Below are 16,273 nucleotides of genomic sequence, written 5' to 3' on the forward strand. Positions count from 1 at the left end.
TCATTTTAATTCGAAAAGTGTAAAAAATCTAATGTATATGGATTTATTTCTTGGATTAAATTGTTATGAGTAAGATAACACCATATTGTTTTATTTTATGGGAAATAGAAATACTCTTCTATCTTTAAGCTCAAATAATGACATGAAAATTATATATATTGATAACTAATATGTTGTCTGCTTGCTTAATATTATCATATTTTGTAAGTTGGCAGTTGAGGCGAAGCTGTTTTGTGGAAGGAGCGAATGCATGAGTAATTTTTTTCGAAGTAATGGATTTAAACGTTTTATTATTCTAGCTGGGATCGCTGTTGCATTATATTTAATGCGCAGTATGATTAACCTTATTCTTCTCACATTCATTATGACTTACTTAATGAATGAGCTCTCTACTAAGGCGACTAAAGAGTTTAGACGTATCGCGCCAATCAATGAAAAAGCGATGATAGTTGCGCTTTATCTTCTACTTGTTGCCGGGATTATTGCTGTCATCTATAAGTATTTGCCAGTTGTGACCCAACAGATTACACAGCTTTTTGATTTGATTGCAGCTTTTAATCTCAATCCGAATGATAACGAGATTGCGAGATATTTAGCTCCGACATTTGAGAAGATTGAACTCGGGAAATATTTAGAGCAAGGCGTAGACATTACGCTTAAAAATTTAACGAACATTGGTAAAGTCATTTTGCACGTTTTCATCGCGCTTATTTTGAGTTTGTTCATTCTTCTGGAGAAGAAACGAATTATTGAATTTACTGCAAAATTTAAAGATAGTAAAATTGGTCCGCTTTACGATGAGTTAACGTATTTCTCTAGAATATTTATTCGTTCTTTTGGTAAAGTAATTGAAGCGCAATTTATCATTGCTGCTGTAAATTGTGTTTTATCTGTTATAGCGCTCTCTATCATGGGCTTCCCACATTTAATTGCACTCGGAATAATGCTTTTCATCTTAGGTTTAATTCCTGTAGCAGGGGTTATTATTTCATTGGTTCCGCTTAGCATTATTGCCTATAGTATTGGTGGTCCGATGTACATTGTCTACATTCTTATTATTGTAGTGGTACTACATGCGATTGAGGCATATTTCTTAAATCCAAAGCTTATGTCTGCCAAAACGAATCTTCCTATTTTTTATACATTTATCGTAATCCTGTTCTCTGAGCAATTCCTTGGAGTATGGGGGCTAATTATCGGGATTCCGTTGTTTATGTTCCTGCTCGATGTTCTAGGTGTTACGTCCTCTGAGGGAGAACCTAAACAAACTGTAGCTATAAAAGTAAATAAGTAAAATCAAAAAAGGAAGCATCGCTTTATGCGTATGCTTCCTTTTTATGGTGCCAGGCACTCAAACAATTTCCATATGTCTTGCCAAGGAAAAATCCACGTAGACTCATGCGGGAACGCACGTAATGTAAGACGCAACAAACCACTCGACAGCGAGGGTTGCGGCTTACAAGGTGCCCGCAAAAAGCGTAGTGGATTTTTTCGATTTAGGTGCAGGGATCTATACAAAGTGCCAGGCACTCAAACAATTTGCGGAAAGCACCCGCCCGTAGCAGAGATCAATGGCAGTATTTATTATTTCTGAAATCCCACAGAGTTTGAAAAAACAGCACGTGGATTTCTTCTGATATATAAGAAAATCAGCAATGCAGTAATACCTTCAGCGACAGGGAAAGTCCACCAAATTGCTTGTGCTCCTAGTAATTTAGGTAGCAATAAGAGCGCTGGAATAAATAAAATAATACTGCGCAGTAACATAATAGTTGTTGCAAGGCGAATTTTTTCAATAGATTGGAAAAACTCTGCAAGTACCATGTTTAAGCCTAAGAAGACATAGCCAATTGCAAATTGAACAAATCCTTGGGTTGCTATTTGGCGAATTTCAAACGTACTATCGCCGAATAACGCTATTAACTGTGAAGGGAATAGCATAGCAATAATGGCAATGCTTAATCCGAGAATAAGAGCGGTTGCTAAGCCAATTTTCAATAGCGCTGTTAAACGCTTTGTTAATCTGGCACCATGGTGGTAGCTGACAAGAGGTTGTAGAGCCATACCAATACCTAAAAATACGGTTAATAATACTGTATGAATATAGTTAACCATTGCATATGCTGTTACGCCGTTTGCGCCAAGGTAATGCAAAAATGATACATTATATAAAATAACGATAATCGCCATGGAAGCTTCTACGATAAAGCTTGGTAAACCAATGGAAAATATTTTCTTTAAATCGGATAGGCTGAAAAATGAAGATACAAATTTTAATTCAGACTGCTTTCTGAAGAAATGGAGACATAGCACCGACATGCCAATGATTGTAGAGATTGCTGTCGCTAAAGCGCAACCTTTTACACCGTAATGGAGCACGAAAATAAATACGTAGTTTAATAATATATTTAAAATGGATGTAGTGATTAAACCCATCATTGCAAGCTTTGGATTTCCATCATTGCGAATAAAAATACTTAATAAGTTTTCAATTGTGTAAAAGACACCAAATATCAAAATCACATGTAAATATTCTTGCACATAAGGATAAGTAACATCACTTGCCCCAAAAATATAGGCAATTTCCTTTAAGTTTACTAAAAGTAATAGCACCAACGTTAAAACTACTGCAAGCATCGTTGTAAATGCGAGTGTGAAAATCTGATGTGCTCGTTTTTTATTGCCTTCTCCAAGTGAAATGGAGTACAAAGTGGCACCCCCCATACCAATCCACAGAGAAATTGATAGTAAGATGGAGAAAATCGGAACGGCAATATTGACACCTGCTAGAGCAGTTGGGCCAACCCCATGACTGACAAATATACCATCAACTAAGATGTTTACAGACATGAGTAGCATACCAATCATCGCTGGGAATAAGTAGGATAAAAACAATGGCTTTAACGGTCTTGTTTCAATTGAATTAATTGTCGTCATGAGCAACTACCTCTCTTACCATGACCTTTTCGCCCTTTTCATCTAGCTCACCGTTAAAGGCAAATCCAAACTTTTTATAGAGCTGAATGGCTACTTTATTGTTGTCATAGACGCTTAAAAAAATTTTTTGGCAATTGTATTTTGTTTGTAAGAAACTGATAAGCTGCTGTAAAAAGTACTTTCCAAGTCCTTTATGCTGATAACGCTCATCAATTAAATAGCGGTCTAGCCAAACGCGTTGTGTATCGCCCTCGTGAGGAAATACACCATACATTGCGAAGCCAACCGGGATATCCTCCTTGTACAAACCAACTGGAATAAATCGTCGATCGTCTTCTGCCTCGTCTAAGCATTGTTGTGTACTTTCAATAAAGTCCTGCTGATTGTCAGCGATGTGTAAAGCTAATACTTCTTCTTTGTTTAAAGCTGTGATGTCACGTATTTCCGTGAACATAATGTCAAAACCTTTCTAAATTTATTGTGAATAGGTACAATCTAAAGTATATAGTAACTATATAGTCAAGGAAGGAAACTTAAAATGCTTAATAAAAACGTAAAATATTTTACAACAGGTGAATTTGCCAAGCTTTGTAAGGTGAATAAACAAACGCTCATTTACTATGATCAAATTGGCCTTCTATCACCAATTATGAAAGATAGTAAAGACTATCGTTATTATTCCATCGCTCAATATGATTTTTTTAGTGTTATTGAATTATTAAAAACACTTGGTATGTCTTTAAAAGAAATTCAAAAGTATATGGCAGATAAATCACCAGAAAACTTTTTAGATTTGATGCGTCAGCAAAAGGAGCTGGTGGCGAAAAAAAGGCAAGAGCTTGAAATGATTGAAAGTATTATTAAGGTAAAAATCGAGACAACAGAAGAAGCGATGCATATAGATTTTGACAGCATTACGATCGGCCATTTCCCAGAAGAGACGTTATATTTAAGCAAAAATATTGAAGATTCCACAGAGGAACAGTTTGTAAAGGCGGTCTCAGATTTTATCGATGAATTGGATCGCTCGCAGCTTGATACAGGCTATCCAATTGGGGGCATCACAAAAAGAGAGCAAATTTTAGCTGGGAACTATGATAATTATTGTTACTTATATATGGAACAACCACATCCTCAAGAAGGGCATCCATATTTTAAGGCGATTGAAGGAGATTTTATTATTGGTTACCATATAGGATTATCAACGACGCTAGGCCAAACATATGAACGATTATTTAAGGTCATGGATGAAAATGGCTACGAGCTAGGGCAGTACGTATATGAAGAATATATTTATGATGCTGTTATTAAAAATCGGGAGGAGGATTATGTCACGAAAATTATGATGGAAATTGTTAAAAGGGCAAAGTAGTTATGCATAAAAAAGAATCTACGACATTGTGGCTACTCATGCAATGTCGTAGATTCTTGTATTCAAAGGTTTATTTGTAATGGTAAGTGCTCGCTCTTGAATTATTGCGTTGAATTTTATTAAACCATGCTTGATCTTTTTCTTCTTGCTGTAAGGTATTAACGATGGATGAGGAACAGTTAACACAAATTTTCGCTTGTGTAATTTTACCGCATCGTTCACATGGTGCGCCAAGATTAGGGAAGATAGAGGTTTTTAACTTTCCTGTCTTCACCCATTTAAAAAGTAAGTCCGATGAAATGCCTGTTAATGCAACAATTTCATCATTCGTTAAGTGCCGATTATTTTTTCTTAATAAAAAATGATGTAATTCCGAAAAAATATCCTCTTCTCGTGCGTCTATTTTTTTTCCAAACAGCAGCATTCGATTCCTCTCCCTTCTCAATTATTTGATGATTTCTTGTTTATTTTCAGTGACATAGTTAGGGTGTTCGTTATATTTATAGTTTTCCCAACGATCACGTGCTAGTTTGCGATATTTATTGGAAACATTGCGATCTGCAATTAATCTAGAAAATCCTTTTTTTGCTTCTACAATATCGCCGAGTCGAAGGCTTAATTCGGCATGTAAAAATTGAATTCGCTCGCTTCCTTCTTGATTGGACGCAAAAGATTTACTGTAAAAGTCTCTTGCTGCATACAAGTAGTGCGTTTCAGATTCGCTTTCATTTTTCAAACGATACAGCCAAGCTATTTTCAGGGCGATATTAGCCATTAAAAGTGCCTCTTCCATTGATGCCTTTGCTACGAGATAGGCCAATTTATAGCTTACGATAGCATCATCAATCGTGCGTTCGCGACAGATGTCCATGGGCTTATGTAGTTCTTTAATATACAATTCATCGATTAGTAGCAAGAACGGCCCATACGTTCTCGTCATAGATTTATGGTAAGCATATCCGCAATGCGGGCATACAGCAACTTCATAAAGTAATGGATTTAAGCCTTCATAAACGGGCATAAAATCCGTTTGTTCTTCGATTATTTTAAAACGATTTGGTCGTACTTTATATGTTGTATATTGTTTTTTGCAAAATTTACAATCCACATTACTTTCGTAGTAGTAAATATTAAAACCCATATGAACCAACTCCTCTGTGTCGAGTTTTTAACATTTCTTTAGTTCTATTTAAATAAGGGCGATACTCGTTCAATATATTTAATGGATTTTCTACTATTTTAGCAATTCTATGTTTTTTGGTATACTCCTTCAGTATGATTAAAGTAGTACCCAAAAAACATTAATTTTTTATATGTAAAGGGAATGCATGGTTTAAATATACTGGCAATAGTATTTATCGGTGGTGCATAGGGAAAAGTTAAATGTTTTAGTCTACTTTATTAAATTAAATCTGACATACTTAGAATGCTCTTTTTTATAAAAAATTGTCGTAGTTTTATTATAATACATATAGGATAAATTTACTATTCAATAATATGCATATTGATAAGGGATTTAAGCTGGTAGAAAGCTATTTTTTTTTATTTTCAAAGTACGATAATCACTATATTTTTCTATTTAATTTAAAAGGGGATAGATTGAATTGGACTGTAAAATTATTTTCTTTGATGTGGATGGTACGCTCATCAACTATGACGATGGTTGTATTGAAAGTAGTACGAAGAACGCGCTACAACTATTAAGAAACAAAGGAATTCGATTAGTAGCTGCAACAGGAAGACCATTATCTATGTGTCATGATTTGCAAGAACTAGGTATTGATACATTTATTACTGCTAATGGTGCTTATACTCGGCATGGTGATCAAATAATCCATACCATTCCTATCGCACAAGAAATCGTAGAAAACGTAAAAGCTTTTGCTGATGACAATAACAATAGTCTATCATTTTTCACTGATCAACTATTCATGAATAATGTTCGCCATCCTGCAACACTAAAAGCAATGAAGGAGACATTATCTTTAGATGAGTATCCTCCTACTAATAATAATATTTTAAACGAGGAAGTTTACTTAATGTGTTTATATGCCAACGTAAAAGAAGAGAAAAAGTACATAACACAGTTTCCGAATTTGAAGTTTGAGAGATGGCATCCGACGATTATAAATGTGCTACAAGATGATGTATCAAAATCCATTGCAGTTGAAGCAGTGCTAAAATATTTCAACCTAGTTCCGAAAGAGGCAATTGCTTTTGGAGATGGAGATAATGATATTGATATGTTAAAGCAAGTTGGATATGGTATTGCGATGGGAAATGGCAGTGTTGCATTAAAAAATATCGCTGATTATATCACGATGAAATCAGATGAAGGTGGCATAGATTATGCATTGCGCAAGCTACAGCTTATCTAAGGTAACAAATATAATAAAGAATGAAATAATATTGCAATCGCATCTATAGGGGAATGTTCTCAGATTGTATGAATAAATTATAAATAATGATTGTAGTAGCTATTCTAGTTGCCATTGTCGTATGTATTTGTTTTTTAGTCAGCGCATCAGTCACGACGAAATAAGTCGTACATGATGTGAGTCTACAGTAAGGAATATGGTGTCATCATCAATAGAAATTAGCGCTGAAGGAGATACGAAGATACGGTAAAGCGGGTTTTTGTTGAAAACTGAATTTAACAAAAATAAAGTTCTGTTGATTGTACAATATTGATATACATGTAATAATGATTAAACCTATGCAAAAGTGATTGTTAGAAATAATTGACTTTAAGAGGCTTATGTTAAGCTAAGATAATGGGAAAATTAAGGCTTTAGGTGGGGTAAAAATGGTGCATCACGTGCAATCTCTTATTGAACATTACGGGTATTTTGGGATTATTCTTATACTAGTTGGAGGGATTGTCGGGCTGCCACTTCCTGACGAAATTTTTTTAACCTATGTAGGGTATAATGTTTATCGAGAAAATTTAGAGCATATTCCTGCATTAATAAGTGCTGCGGTGGGAGCTGCAGGAGGCATCACCCTCAGCTACTTTGTTGGTCGTCGATTCGGTTTGCCGTTATTACAAAAATATGGGCCAAAAATTTATATAACTGCACAAAAAATTGAGTTTACGAAAAAATTGTTTGAAAAGATAGGGCCTGTATTATTATTAATTGGATACTTTATACCTGGCGTTCGTCACCTTACAGCATATATTGCAGCCATTAATAATTATCCTTATAAAAAGTTTGCTGTTTATGCGTATGCAGGTGCAATAGTATGGACTTTCACATTTATTACTTTAGGGAAAGAGCTAGGAAATAAGTGGCGTTTTGTTGGTATGTATTTATCCCAATACAGCCTCTTTGCTATATTGCTGTTTATAGTAATAATGCTGATTGTGTACTATATTTTTAAAAAAAGAAATACGATTAAATGAATATCGCATGTTAAAAGAAGGTCTGCTGCAAATGTTATATGACATTTGAGGCAGACCATTTTTGTATTGAATTAAGGCAAAATAGCAAATGAACGTACAGGGAATCCAGATGCTTTTTCAGGCTTTGGCACAATATTGAAAATGACTGCTCCTTTTGCTGGTAGCTTATCTAAATTCGTCATCAGTTCAATTTGATATGTATCCTGATCTAGTACAAAGTATTCGCCATCAAGCGTTCCATTTTTACGGAAATCTGCCGCTGAATCTGTATCGAACGTTTCGTGACCTATTGCATTGATGTTCCGTTCTGTAAATAAAAACTGCAATGCTTCTAAACCCCAACCTGGAATATGGTTATGACCATCTTTATCTTTATTATTAAATAAATCCTTATCAGGCCAGCGTTTACTCCAATCAGTTCGCAGAGCAACAAATGTACCTGCTTCAATTTCTCCATATTCTGCTTCGAAATCTAAAATATCTTGTACACTTAACGTGAAGTCATTGTCCGATTTAGCTTCCTTGGACTTATCAATAACAATTAGCGGTAGGACAAGTTCTTTTAATTCTAATTCGTCTAAGTAGCGTGTATCTGAAACAAAGTGGATAGGTGGATCAATATGTGTTCCATATTGCCCGGGAAACGTAAATTGTTGTGCAAAGAAGCCGTCATTATGCGAAAAGAGCGTTTCAAATTTGGCATCTTCAAACATAAAAAAATGAGGCGAGTTAGGTCCGAATGTGTGTGTTAAGTCAACCCATTCCTTAGATTTTAATAACTGCAATGCTTGTAAAAGTTCATTTGTCATTTTTATTCCCTGCTTTCTTTATTATGAGTGGTGAATTAATTTCATCATTACATACGAACATTGAAGAGATAAAAATTACGCTTTAGGCAGACGCTTTCCACGTGCAAGCCCCTAGCCCCTTTTGCTCCATATGAAATTAACTCTTGTTTAAAATAAAATAAAAAAAGAGCCCTCCTTGAAAGAAGAGGACTCTCGTGTAACTGAAGTCAGTCTCCTCATCTTCTTGCGAATTTCGCAAATTGGAATTAGCACCATGCCTAAGACTGGTTGCTGAGACTTCATAGGGCCAATCCCTCCATCTCTCTTGATAAGAAAAATATATGAATTTTCAGAAATAGTAATACCAAATACTTTAGCATAATCATAAATAGTTTACAAGTTCTATCGGAGTGCATGGTTATAAAAAATAAGAAGCTTTTCCCTTACCAATATAAAATTACCGCTATACTACAGCACCCACCTTCTGATAATACAATTCGAATATTATCTGGCGTATATTTCGCTTCAAACTTCGCCGTAACGCCAGCTGAAGAAATGAGTTTTTGCACTTCATCTTGCTTGGAAAGCTGTGCGGCATTTTTAAGATCATGTGCAAATTGATCAGACCCTTCAATTTTCTCTGTCAGTAATTGGGCCTGCTGCATAATTGGCTGAATTTGTTTGGCAGATGTTTTCAACTTCAACGTATTAATAGGCGGGTACGGATTTGGGTTTGGGGATGTGGGCATCGCAAGCTGTCCCGGCAAATGATGCGGTAAAGGCGTATTAGAAGTGCCCCAATGTGGATATTGATAAACATAATACGGATAAGGATTGTAATACAGCAGAATTCCTCCAATCCATAGCTAATATCTTAGTGTATCTTATGTAGCGGCATTATGTTTTGTGTTGAAGAACATCTTTTATATGGAACGTGAGATAAAGGGAAATTAATTAAAAAAGTAGAATAAGTATTAGATACTGTAGAAAAGGGGCAGATGGGATGAATCGTTTAAACTTAATTACATTGGGTGTGAAAAATATGGTAGAATCGCTGGCATTTTATCGTGATGGGCTTGGGTTTGAAGTAGTCGTTTATGGGGATGAAACAAATCCAGATGTTATTTTTTTTAATAATGCAGGAACAAAAATATCTTTATTCCCAATTGAGCGCTTAGTAAAGGATATTGATGAAGCGAATCCACCTGCTGTAGGGAATGGCTTTAATGGCATTACACTTGCCTATAATGGAAAGTCTAAAGAAGAAGTCGATGAAGTATTTTTGTTAGCAAAAAAAGCTGGAGCGAATATTGTAAAAGAGCCTGAAACAGTGTTTTGGGGAGGCTATAGCGGCTATTTCCAAGACCCAAACGGCTTTTATTGGGAAGTTGCACACGGTGATATGTGGCAATTTGATGAAAATGACATGTTAATTATTACGCAATAGATTGTCAGTGTGCTTTGATGAAGTTTTGTCAAAGCACGTTTTTATAAACTAACCGATAGAGGAGATGGTATAGTGAAACCGTTTTGGGAGAAAGATTACTTAGCGGATACGCATTATGCTTTTGGTAACCCAAGTGATGAGGTGGTTGAATGGGCAAAAACATTACAAGCTGGGGCGCGTATTTTAGATATAGGGTGTGGTGATGGTCGGCACGCAGTCTATTTAGCACAGCTTGGGTTTGAGGTTGAAGCCATCGATATTTCGGAGGCAGGTATTGCTAAAATCAATAAATATAAAGCGTTGCACCAATTACATAACTTACAGGCTATTGTGCACGATGTTACTACTTATAAGTTTAAACATTCCTATGATTGTATTATTTCACATGGCTTGTTCCACTTTTTAGAGCGTGAAGCTTGGCATAGCATTATTCATTCAATGCAAATACATACGAAGACACAAGGCATCAATATTATTACCGTATTTACAGACGAAGTAGATATTCCAGACGATTTAGCACCATTTGTTAAAGGAATATGTAAAGAAGGCGAAATCAAAGATTTATATCATAGTTGGTCTATTCAATATTATCGTTCCTACCAATTTGAAGATCAGCATGACAACAATATTAAACATTGTCACGCAGCAAATAAATTAGTCGCTGTTAGAAGATAATAAAGAAAAAACAGGCACCATTATGATTTTAGGCTATATTAAGGTTTTATGTTTAAGTTAAGTATTGAAAACCCCGAATTTGTTAAGGATAACAAAAGAGGAGGTGTGATACGATGGCACAACAGATTCTATGTGAAGTCAATAACTGCACGCATTGGGGCTCTGGTAACAAATGTACAGCAGAAGCTATTTACGTTGTAAGTCAAAAAGGTCAGCATGCATCCAATAGTGAAGAAACAGATTGCAAAACATTTACACCTGAAGAGCATTAATGGCGTTAGGGTAACCCTTTAGGGGGCTACCCTTTTTTTATGTCATAACTGGTACATATCTACTTTGTCTTTCTTGAACAATAGGGTATGAGCATTTTTCACTTTTTCCTCTACATAATCTAATGAATAGTTGCCAAATGCGTCTGTTAAATCACCGATTGCACGAGATAAATTATCAATGACAGGTATTAATGTTTCGAGTTCTTTCAATTCTTTCCCTGCGTTCATCTCATCCATAATTTCATGAGCAAGATGTTGGATTTTCCGAAGGCGTTTGTTTTCCGCTTGCATCATATCCTCCTTTAAGCATCATCTTTTATACTGACTAAATATATGATGGTTATTTGTAGTTCATGAGTAATTACTTTTACTCATATTTGTTATAAATGGTAAAATGTTAGAAATAAACGTAGCAATTTTTTTCAATTTGTAGGGGGGAGCGAAATGAAGAGGATTTACATAATTAGACATTGCGAAGCACAAGGGCAATCTTCAAATGCGCCTTTAACAGAAAAAGGGCACAAGCAGGCAATGCGTTTAGCTGAATTTTTTCTTACTTATAAAATCGACCGAATCATTTCGAGTCCATTTTTACGTGCTATCCAATCGATAGAACTATTAAGTAAAACAACAAACAAAAAAATTGAGATAGATGAACGCCTTTCAGAACGTATATTAAGCACAGATAATTTACCGGATTGGTATGAAAAACTAAAATTAACTTTTACTAATTTGGATTTAAAATACGAGGGTGGGGAGTCCAGTCAGGAGGCAATGGATCGCATTAAGAACGTTGTAAAAGAAGTGGCTGAGAGAGGAACTGAACATACAGTTATCGTCAGTCATGGTAATCTAATCTCCTTACTATTAAAGAGTTATCAAAGTGACGTAGATTTTATGTTTTGGCAAAGGCTAAGTAATCCAGATGTCTATCAAATAAGCTATATTCATAACGAAGCGGTTATCGAACGTATTTGGGATGCACAATAATAGAAGACAAGAAGCCAGACTACATTATGATAAATGGAGTCTGGCTTTGTTTTACGTTCTGGAAAATATATTTAGTATTGAAATGTAACGCGGACAGCGGCACTAATAGTGATTTGCCCTTGTTCAATAGGTGTTACCATTGACGAATCTGCCATTGCCATCGATTTATATAGCACAGGGCCACTTTCGTTTTCTTCAACAATTTCTATCGGCTGAGGATGCACAGATAATTGCATTGTCTGTGCTATCGTATTAGCCTTCATTTGAGCATTATGAAGTGCCAGGCTAAGCGCCTGCTGGTAATATGCATCTGCATTATCAATTTTAAATTGGATAGAGGATATACGATTTGCTCCATTTTCCACAGCCGTATCAATAACAACCCCTACAAGATTTGTATCAGGTATTTTGACCGTAATAGCATTTGCTACCTCATAGCCTTTAAATACCTGTTTGCCATCTACATAATCATAAATAGGCGCTATCGTATAGGTCGCAGTTTGAATATTTTCCTTTGGAATAGTTAGTGCCATGATGGATTGAATTACACGATTCATAATGCTAGCATTTTCCTGCTGTGCTTGCTGCACATTTTCCCCTTGCGTAGTTACCTCAATTTGAAGCTGAACATAACTTGCATTCGCTACTACTTTTCCATTTCCTGTGACAGTCATAATTCGCGATGCAGGGAGCAAATGTGGATTGGCATGTGTGTGATACATTTAATACCACCTCCCGACTGGTCTCAAGTAGTGTTTTAAATCATTTTTAACAATGCTTCTACTCCAGTCATTCCTGTGAATATGCCTAGTTGCTCTGCCTCAAATGTAACGGACTCTAGTGGGGCTGTTAACAGCTCATCTATTGTTTTCACTCCAACCGCTCGACCTGCGATGATTTTTCGATCTAATAAGCGGCTATTTAAAAGACCGACATCTAATGCACCACACATGATGTAGCCCGTATCATTTGAAATAGTTAGTAGTGTCGTTTTTGGTAAATGTACAATTACAGCAGTGAAAAAATGACCTTTAATCATAATAGGTTCAATTGTCACCATGAACATCACACTCCTTTTCTATCTATACATATGGCAATAGATAAAAAGGTGTTCGGTATTTCCACTAAAAAAGTGTGTGTGACGTTAATTGTTTGAGAATTGTTTGTGTGCCTGGCACTTATTTTGTATAAGAAAGCAATGCAGTTTGTTGTATATTTTTTAACGCTAGTTTAGCCTCATCTTGCGTAGTGTACTCGAACATACGGTATGAATCTTGTTCAAAAACAGTAATAATCCACATTATAAAATCCCCTTTGTATGTAAATTTGTAATATAACAGTAATCAAATTAGTTGTAGTTGTTATATATCAGTTTATGCACCTTATTTTACACCGATTTTATAAAAAATAAAGTGTTAAATGAAAGGTTTCACATTTCGTTCAAAATTGACGCTACGTTTGTGGGAATTATTTAAAAATAAGGATATTGAAAAAAATTTCATTAAACAGGTTATTAAAGTATAGAGAAACAGTTTGTTAAATGGTTTTTTAGCATAAAGGTTTTAGCAGGCATAAGTAAAATCAGGTAGTCTTTGTGAAGTATAATTCAACGTGTTTCGTAAATAGTAAGATGAGCTGTAATATGCAATAAAATGTGGGAGGTGATACTGTGATACGTAAAAATGTATTGTTTTTGACGGTTTGCTTTTTATTCATTTCTATCTGTTTTACAGGAATGAATACCTCTGCAGAAAAAGGGCGTAGTGAATATGAGGAGACTGGTGAAGTTGTGTGGGATATTAACACAAAGGATAAAATCATTGCCTTAACCTTTGATGATGGCCCAGATCCGAAGTATACCTCACAGGTGCTAGATATTTTAGCTAAGTATGAAGCAAAGGGGACCTTTTTTATTATTGGTCAAAATGCAGAAAAGTATCCAGATGTTGTTTCAAGAACTTATAAAGAGGGTCATGAGCTAGCCAACCATACTTACACACACCCATTCAAAGTTTCTGTATCTAAATTACAGGAAGAACTACAGCGGACAAACGAAATGATTAATAATATTACTGGTTTTTCACCTGTTTTATTTCGTCCTGTAGGTGGTAATTATAACGATAAAATAATTAATACTGCCGTAAAAAATGGTTATCAGGTCGTCATGTGGTCTTGGCATCAAGATACACAAGATTGGAAAGAACCAGGCGTAAATAAAATTGTCCAAAAGGTGCTCGGTGGAACAAAGCCAGGGGATGTTATTTTGTTTCATGACGGAGGCGGCAACCGCACACAAACAATTAAAGCCCTAGAAGAAATAATACCTACATTAAAAAAACAGGGCTATACATTTGTAACAGTATCGGAATTAATTGAAAGAAAAAAACAACAAGAGAAAATCCAATAAAAAATAAGCCATTTCAATATATTGAAATGGCTTATTTTTCTTTATAAGAAAAGAATATTCTACGTATTTATACTAGAAAAATAATAAAGGTGCTAATGCAATTCCGGCAATTGCGCCAAGGGCAATTCCAACGCCAAACCCGCCAAAACCTGGTCCTCCGAAACCCCAACCCCAAAAACCTAAACCATATCCTCTGTTTTGTCTATCAGGTAGAATCCATACCTGTCTTCTATCCACTTTAGTTATTTCTCCGACATGAACATTCCCAGATGTATCAGTAATTTTTACACGTTTACCGTGATATTTACAGCAAAGATTATAGCATTCAGCTGGATTCACAGAATCTCCTCCTTTCTTAGTCCTTACAAGATAATATATGCCGTTGGATACAACCATCACTAGCCGAATGTCTATTGGAAACATAAGCTATTGCAAGGGGGTGAACGTATGTCAGTCATATCAACTGATGATTGGCTTTATGAGTTGAAGACTAGTCAAAAGTTAAATAACAGTAGAGATTTTGAAGATTTGCAACGTACTATTCTTTGTAGCCGATTAGTAGAACATTTTAATGGTGGAACACCACATGAAATACAGTTTGAATTACAGCAACAAGGGCTATTTCGAGCACATGAAAACATTAATATTAAGAAACTACAAGATCAAAATACTTGGGAAATTGTTCAGGAAGAATATTTTTATTTAAAGAAGCGTTGGGGCGGGCCAGATATACCAATCTATATTTTTCCACTAACGCAGGAGCAAAACATTACAAATAAAAATGGTGTTGCATATCCAGATGCTTTATTTTTATTTATAGGAGAACTTGAAAGGGAAGAACTTAAAGCATTATTTGCACATGAATACAACCATGTTTGTCGACTGCGCTACTTAAACAAATCGTTACGGGAAGTAACGCTATTAGATTCATTAATTTTAGAAGGTTTAGCAGAATGTGCCGTAGAGGAAATTTACGGCTCTAAATGGTTAGCATCTTGGTTGGGAGACTATTCTTCGGAAAAGATGCTAGCCATTTGGAAGACTCAATTTTTGCCCAATATAAATATTCAAGACTTGAATAACCATGTTGAATTTTTATATGGTGGAAAACTGCCACCGTGGATAGGGTATTGCATTGGTTATGAAATTGTAAGGACATATATTCAAAGTCACTCGGCTAAAGAGCTTCTTAAAAAAAGTTCAAAAAATATACTTACGGGCTCTGTATTTCCTTTATAGCTACGAAAAACCAGTTGTCGATATTTGAATCGACAACTGGTTTTGTAATTAAATAGTGAGTACCTTTCGTATTGCCAACGACAATAATCAGCTTTTAAGCAACGTTTCAAAACTTTGCGCTACAATGAGTGATGGCTGTGTCAGATGAAGTGAAAAATGTACTGCCTCCTATTATTGATGTAGCAACAAAAGTGCTTATCGTTGGTTCAATGCCAGGAAAGCTATCGTTAGAGAAGCAACAGTATTATGGCAATCCACGCAATCACTTTTGGCCTATTATTGGAGAAATATTAAAGAGAGAGATTCCTGTAGATTATGGTCAGCGAATAGAGTTGTTAAAGGAAAACCGTATTGGTCTTTGGGATACAATTGAATCATGTGAGCGGAAGGGCAGTTTAGATTCGGCCATTCGAAATGAAAAACCGAATGATTTTAAAACGCTTTTTATACATTATCCAAAAATTGAACTTGTGCTTTTTAATGGTGGTAAGGCATTTGAAGTGTTTAAAAAACATATTGGCTTTGATGTTTTAGACGGGCGAGCATATCAAAAAATGCCATCGACTAGCCCGATACCTGGCAAAAATATTAAATCCTTTGATGAAAAACTCGAGGATTGGCGAGTGATGCAATCATATATAACACAATAAAGGCTCACAATTATGAACTCGGCCTTCGTTAGGAAAAGGTGAATGGTCAAGTGAAGACTAAATTGATGAGTAGGCTAATTGCTCAATCAGCTA

The 16,273-nt window shown here is 35.5% G+C and carries 22 protein-coding genes and 1 riboswitch; of the genes, 11 read left to right on the top strand and 11 right to left on the bottom strand.

The annotated features are described in order from the left end of the window. Window positions 1–250 precede the first annotated feature (250 nt). Window positions 251–1,294, top strand: coding sequence for an AI-2E family transporter (locus tag NSQ74_RS04930; RefSeq protein ID WP_340821842.1), 1,044 nt, complete (start codon window positions 251–253; stop codon window positions 1,292–1,294). A gap of 290 nt (window positions 1,295–1,584) precedes the next feature. On the opposite strand, the gene NSQ74_RS04935 is transcribed toward NSQ74_RS04930, so the two are convergent. Then, window positions 1,585–2,937 carry an MATE family efflux transporter gene (locus NSQ74_RS04935; protein ID WP_340821844.1) on the bottom strand — a complete coding sequence of 451 codons (1,353 nt, stop codon included), beginning with the start codon at window positions 2,935–2,937 and terminating at the stop codon, window positions 1,585–1,587. Further along, window positions 2,924–3,391: a GNAT family N-acetyltransferase gene (locus NSQ74_RS04940; RefSeq protein WP_340821845.1), complete on the bottom strand. Its 468-nt coding sequence runs from the start codon at window positions 3,389–3,391 to the stop codon at window positions 2,924–2,926. The genes NSQ74_RS04935 and NSQ74_RS04940 overlap by 14 nt, the downstream gene beginning before the upstream one ends. 84 nt (window positions 3,392–3,475) lie before the next feature. On the opposite strand from NSQ74_RS04940, the gene NSQ74_RS04945 reads away from it, so the two are divergent. After that, on the top strand, window positions 3,476–4,309 hold the full coding sequence (locus NSQ74_RS04945) for a MerR family transcriptional regulator (RefSeq protein WP_340821847.1): 834 nt from the start codon (window positions 3,476–3,478) through the stop codon (window positions 4,307–4,309). Between the two features lie 70 nt (window positions 4,310–4,379). Here NSQ74_RS04945 and NSQ74_RS04950 read toward each other — a convergent pair whose 3' ends face one another. Together NSQ74_RS04950 and NSQ74_RS04955 are read right to left on the bottom strand one after the other, a co-directional pair. Beyond that, window positions 4,380–4,733 carry a hypothetical protein gene (locus NSQ74_RS04950; protein ID WP_340821849.1) on the bottom strand — a complete coding sequence of 118 codons (354 nt, stop codon included), beginning with the start codon at window positions 4,731–4,733 and terminating at the stop codon, window positions 4,380–4,382. A 21-nt stretch (window positions 4,734–4,754) separates the two neighbouring features. Further along, window positions 4,755–5,450: a DUF2225 domain-containing protein gene (locus NSQ74_RS04955; RefSeq protein WP_340821850.1), complete on the bottom strand. Its 696-nt coding sequence runs from the start codon at window positions 5,448–5,450 to the stop codon at window positions 4,755–4,757. Window positions 5,451–5,913: 463 nt separating this feature from the next. On the opposite strand from NSQ74_RS04955, the gene NSQ74_RS04960 reads away from it, so the two are divergent. Together NSQ74_RS04960 and NSQ74_RS04965 are read left to right on the top strand one after the other, a co-directional pair. Continuing rightward, window positions 5,914–6,687, top strand: coding sequence for a Cof-type HAD-IIB family hydrolase (locus NSQ74_RS04960; protein ID WP_340821852.1), 774 nt, complete (start codon window positions 5,914–5,916; stop codon window positions 6,685–6,687). A 428-nt stretch (window positions 6,688–7,115) separates the two neighbouring features. Continuing rightward, complete coding sequence (locus NSQ74_RS04965) at window positions 7,116–7,712, top strand: DedA family protein (protein WP_340821853.1); 597 nt, start codon at window positions 7,116–7,118, stop codon at window positions 7,710–7,712. A gap of 71 nt (window positions 7,713–7,783) precedes the next feature. On the opposite strand, the gene NSQ74_RS04970 is transcribed toward NSQ74_RS04965, so the two are convergent. After that, window positions 7,784–8,521 carry a cyclase family protein gene (locus NSQ74_RS04970; protein WP_340821854.1) on the bottom strand — a complete coding sequence of 246 codons (738 nt, stop codon included), beginning with the start codon at window positions 8,519–8,521 and terminating at the stop codon, window positions 7,784–7,786. Between the two features lie 212 nt (window positions 8,522–8,733). After that, window positions 8,734–8,835, bottom strand: a riboswitch (SAM riboswitch). Between the two features lie 108 nt (window positions 8,836–8,943). Further along, window positions 8,944–9,249 carry a hypothetical protein gene (locus NSQ74_RS04975; RefSeq protein ID WP_340821855.1) on the bottom strand — a complete coding sequence of 102 codons (306 nt, stop codon included), beginning with the start codon at window positions 9,247–9,249 and terminating at the stop codon, window positions 8,944–8,946. A gap of 254 nt (window positions 9,250–9,503) precedes the next feature. On the opposite strand from NSQ74_RS04975, the gene NSQ74_RS04980 reads away from it, so the two are divergent. From NSQ74_RS04980 to NSQ74_RS04990, 3 genes are all read left to right on the top strand, one after another. After that, window positions 9,504–9,947, top strand: a complete 444-nt coding sequence (locus tag NSQ74_RS04980) for a VOC family protein (protein WP_340821856.1) — start codon at window positions 9,504–9,506, stop codon at window positions 9,945–9,947. A 72-nt stretch (window positions 9,948–10,019) separates the two neighbouring features. Beyond that, window positions 10,020–10,622 (top strand): methyltransferase domain-containing protein, encoded by a 603-nt coding sequence (locus NSQ74_RS04985; protein ID WP_340821857.1) that lies wholly within the window; start codon window positions 10,020–10,022, stop codon window positions 10,620–10,622. Between the two features lie 113 nt (window positions 10,623–10,735). Further along, a complete protein-coding gene (locus NSQ74_RS04990) occupies window positions 10,736–10,894 on the top strand; it encodes a DUF1540 domain-containing protein (protein WP_340821859.1) in 159 nt (52 codons plus the stop codon). 42 nt (window positions 10,895–10,936) lie between these two features. On the opposite strand, the gene NSQ74_RS04995 is transcribed toward NSQ74_RS04990, so the two are convergent. Further along, entirely contained in the window at window positions 10,937–11,185 is a 249-nt protein-coding gene (locus NSQ74_RS04995; RefSeq protein ID WP_340826400.1) for a group-specific protein, read from the bottom strand. A 153-nt stretch (window positions 11,186–11,338) separates the two neighbouring features. Between NSQ74_RS04995 and NSQ74_RS05000 the strand changes: the two genes are divergently transcribed. Next, a complete protein-coding gene (locus NSQ74_RS05000; RefSeq protein ID WP_340821860.1) occupies window positions 11,339–11,884 on the top strand; it encodes a histidine phosphatase family protein in 546 nt (181 codons plus the stop codon). A 71-nt stretch (window positions 11,885–11,955) separates the two neighbouring features. On the opposite strand, the gene NSQ74_RS05005 is transcribed toward NSQ74_RS05000, so the two are convergent. The 3 genes from NSQ74_RS05005 to NSQ74_RS05015 form a co-directional block, all read right to left on the bottom strand. Beyond that, window positions 11,956–12,606 (bottom strand): SIMPL domain-containing protein, encoded by a 651-nt coding sequence (locus tag NSQ74_RS05005; protein WP_340821861.1) that lies wholly within the window; start codon window positions 12,604–12,606, stop codon window positions 11,956–11,958. A 35-nt stretch (window positions 12,607–12,641) separates the two neighbouring features. Then, a complete protein-coding gene (locus NSQ74_RS05010) occupies window positions 12,642–12,944 on the bottom strand; it encodes a YunC family protein (RefSeq protein WP_340821862.1) in 303 nt (100 codons plus the stop codon). Between the two features lie 118 nt (window positions 12,945–13,062). Next, the gene (locus NSQ74_RS05015; RefSeq protein ID WP_340821863.1) at window positions 13,063–13,185 is read right to left on the bottom strand and encodes a hypothetical protein; all 123 of its coding nucleotides are present in this window, start codon (window positions 13,183–13,185) and stop codon (window positions 13,063–13,065) included. Between the two features lie 434 nt (window positions 13,186–13,619). On the opposite strand from NSQ74_RS05015, the gene NSQ74_RS05020 reads away from it, so the two are divergent. Continuing rightward, a complete protein-coding gene (locus NSQ74_RS05020) occupies window positions 13,620–14,291 on the top strand; it encodes a polysaccharide deacetylase family protein (RefSeq protein ID WP_340826401.1) in 672 nt (223 codons plus the stop codon). Between the two features lie 72 nt (window positions 14,292–14,363). Here NSQ74_RS05020 and NSQ74_RS05025 read toward each other — a convergent pair whose 3' ends face one another. Continuing rightward, on the bottom strand, window positions 14,364–14,630 hold the full coding sequence (locus tag NSQ74_RS05025; protein ID WP_340821864.1) for a hypothetical protein: 267 nt from the start codon (window positions 14,628–14,630) through the stop codon (window positions 14,364–14,366). Window positions 14,631–14,738: 108 nt separating this feature from the next. Between NSQ74_RS05025 and NSQ74_RS05030 the strand changes: the two genes are divergently transcribed. After that, window positions 14,739–15,530, top strand: coding sequence for a DUF2268 domain-containing protein (locus tag NSQ74_RS05030; RefSeq protein ID WP_340821865.1), 792 nt, complete (start codon window positions 14,739–14,741; stop codon window positions 15,528–15,530). A 131-nt stretch (window positions 15,531–15,661) separates the two neighbouring features. Continuing rightward, a complete protein-coding gene (locus NSQ74_RS05035) occupies window positions 15,662–16,180 on the top strand; it encodes a DNA-deoxyinosine glycosylase (protein WP_340821866.1) in 519 nt (172 codons plus the stop codon). Window positions 16,181–16,273 lie beyond the last annotated feature (93 nt).

Origin of the sequence: Lysinibacillus sp. FSL W8-0992 (assembly GCF_038008685.1) — a bacterium.
GTDB lineage: Bacteria > Bacillota > Bacilli > Bacillales_A > Planococcaceae > Lysinibacillus.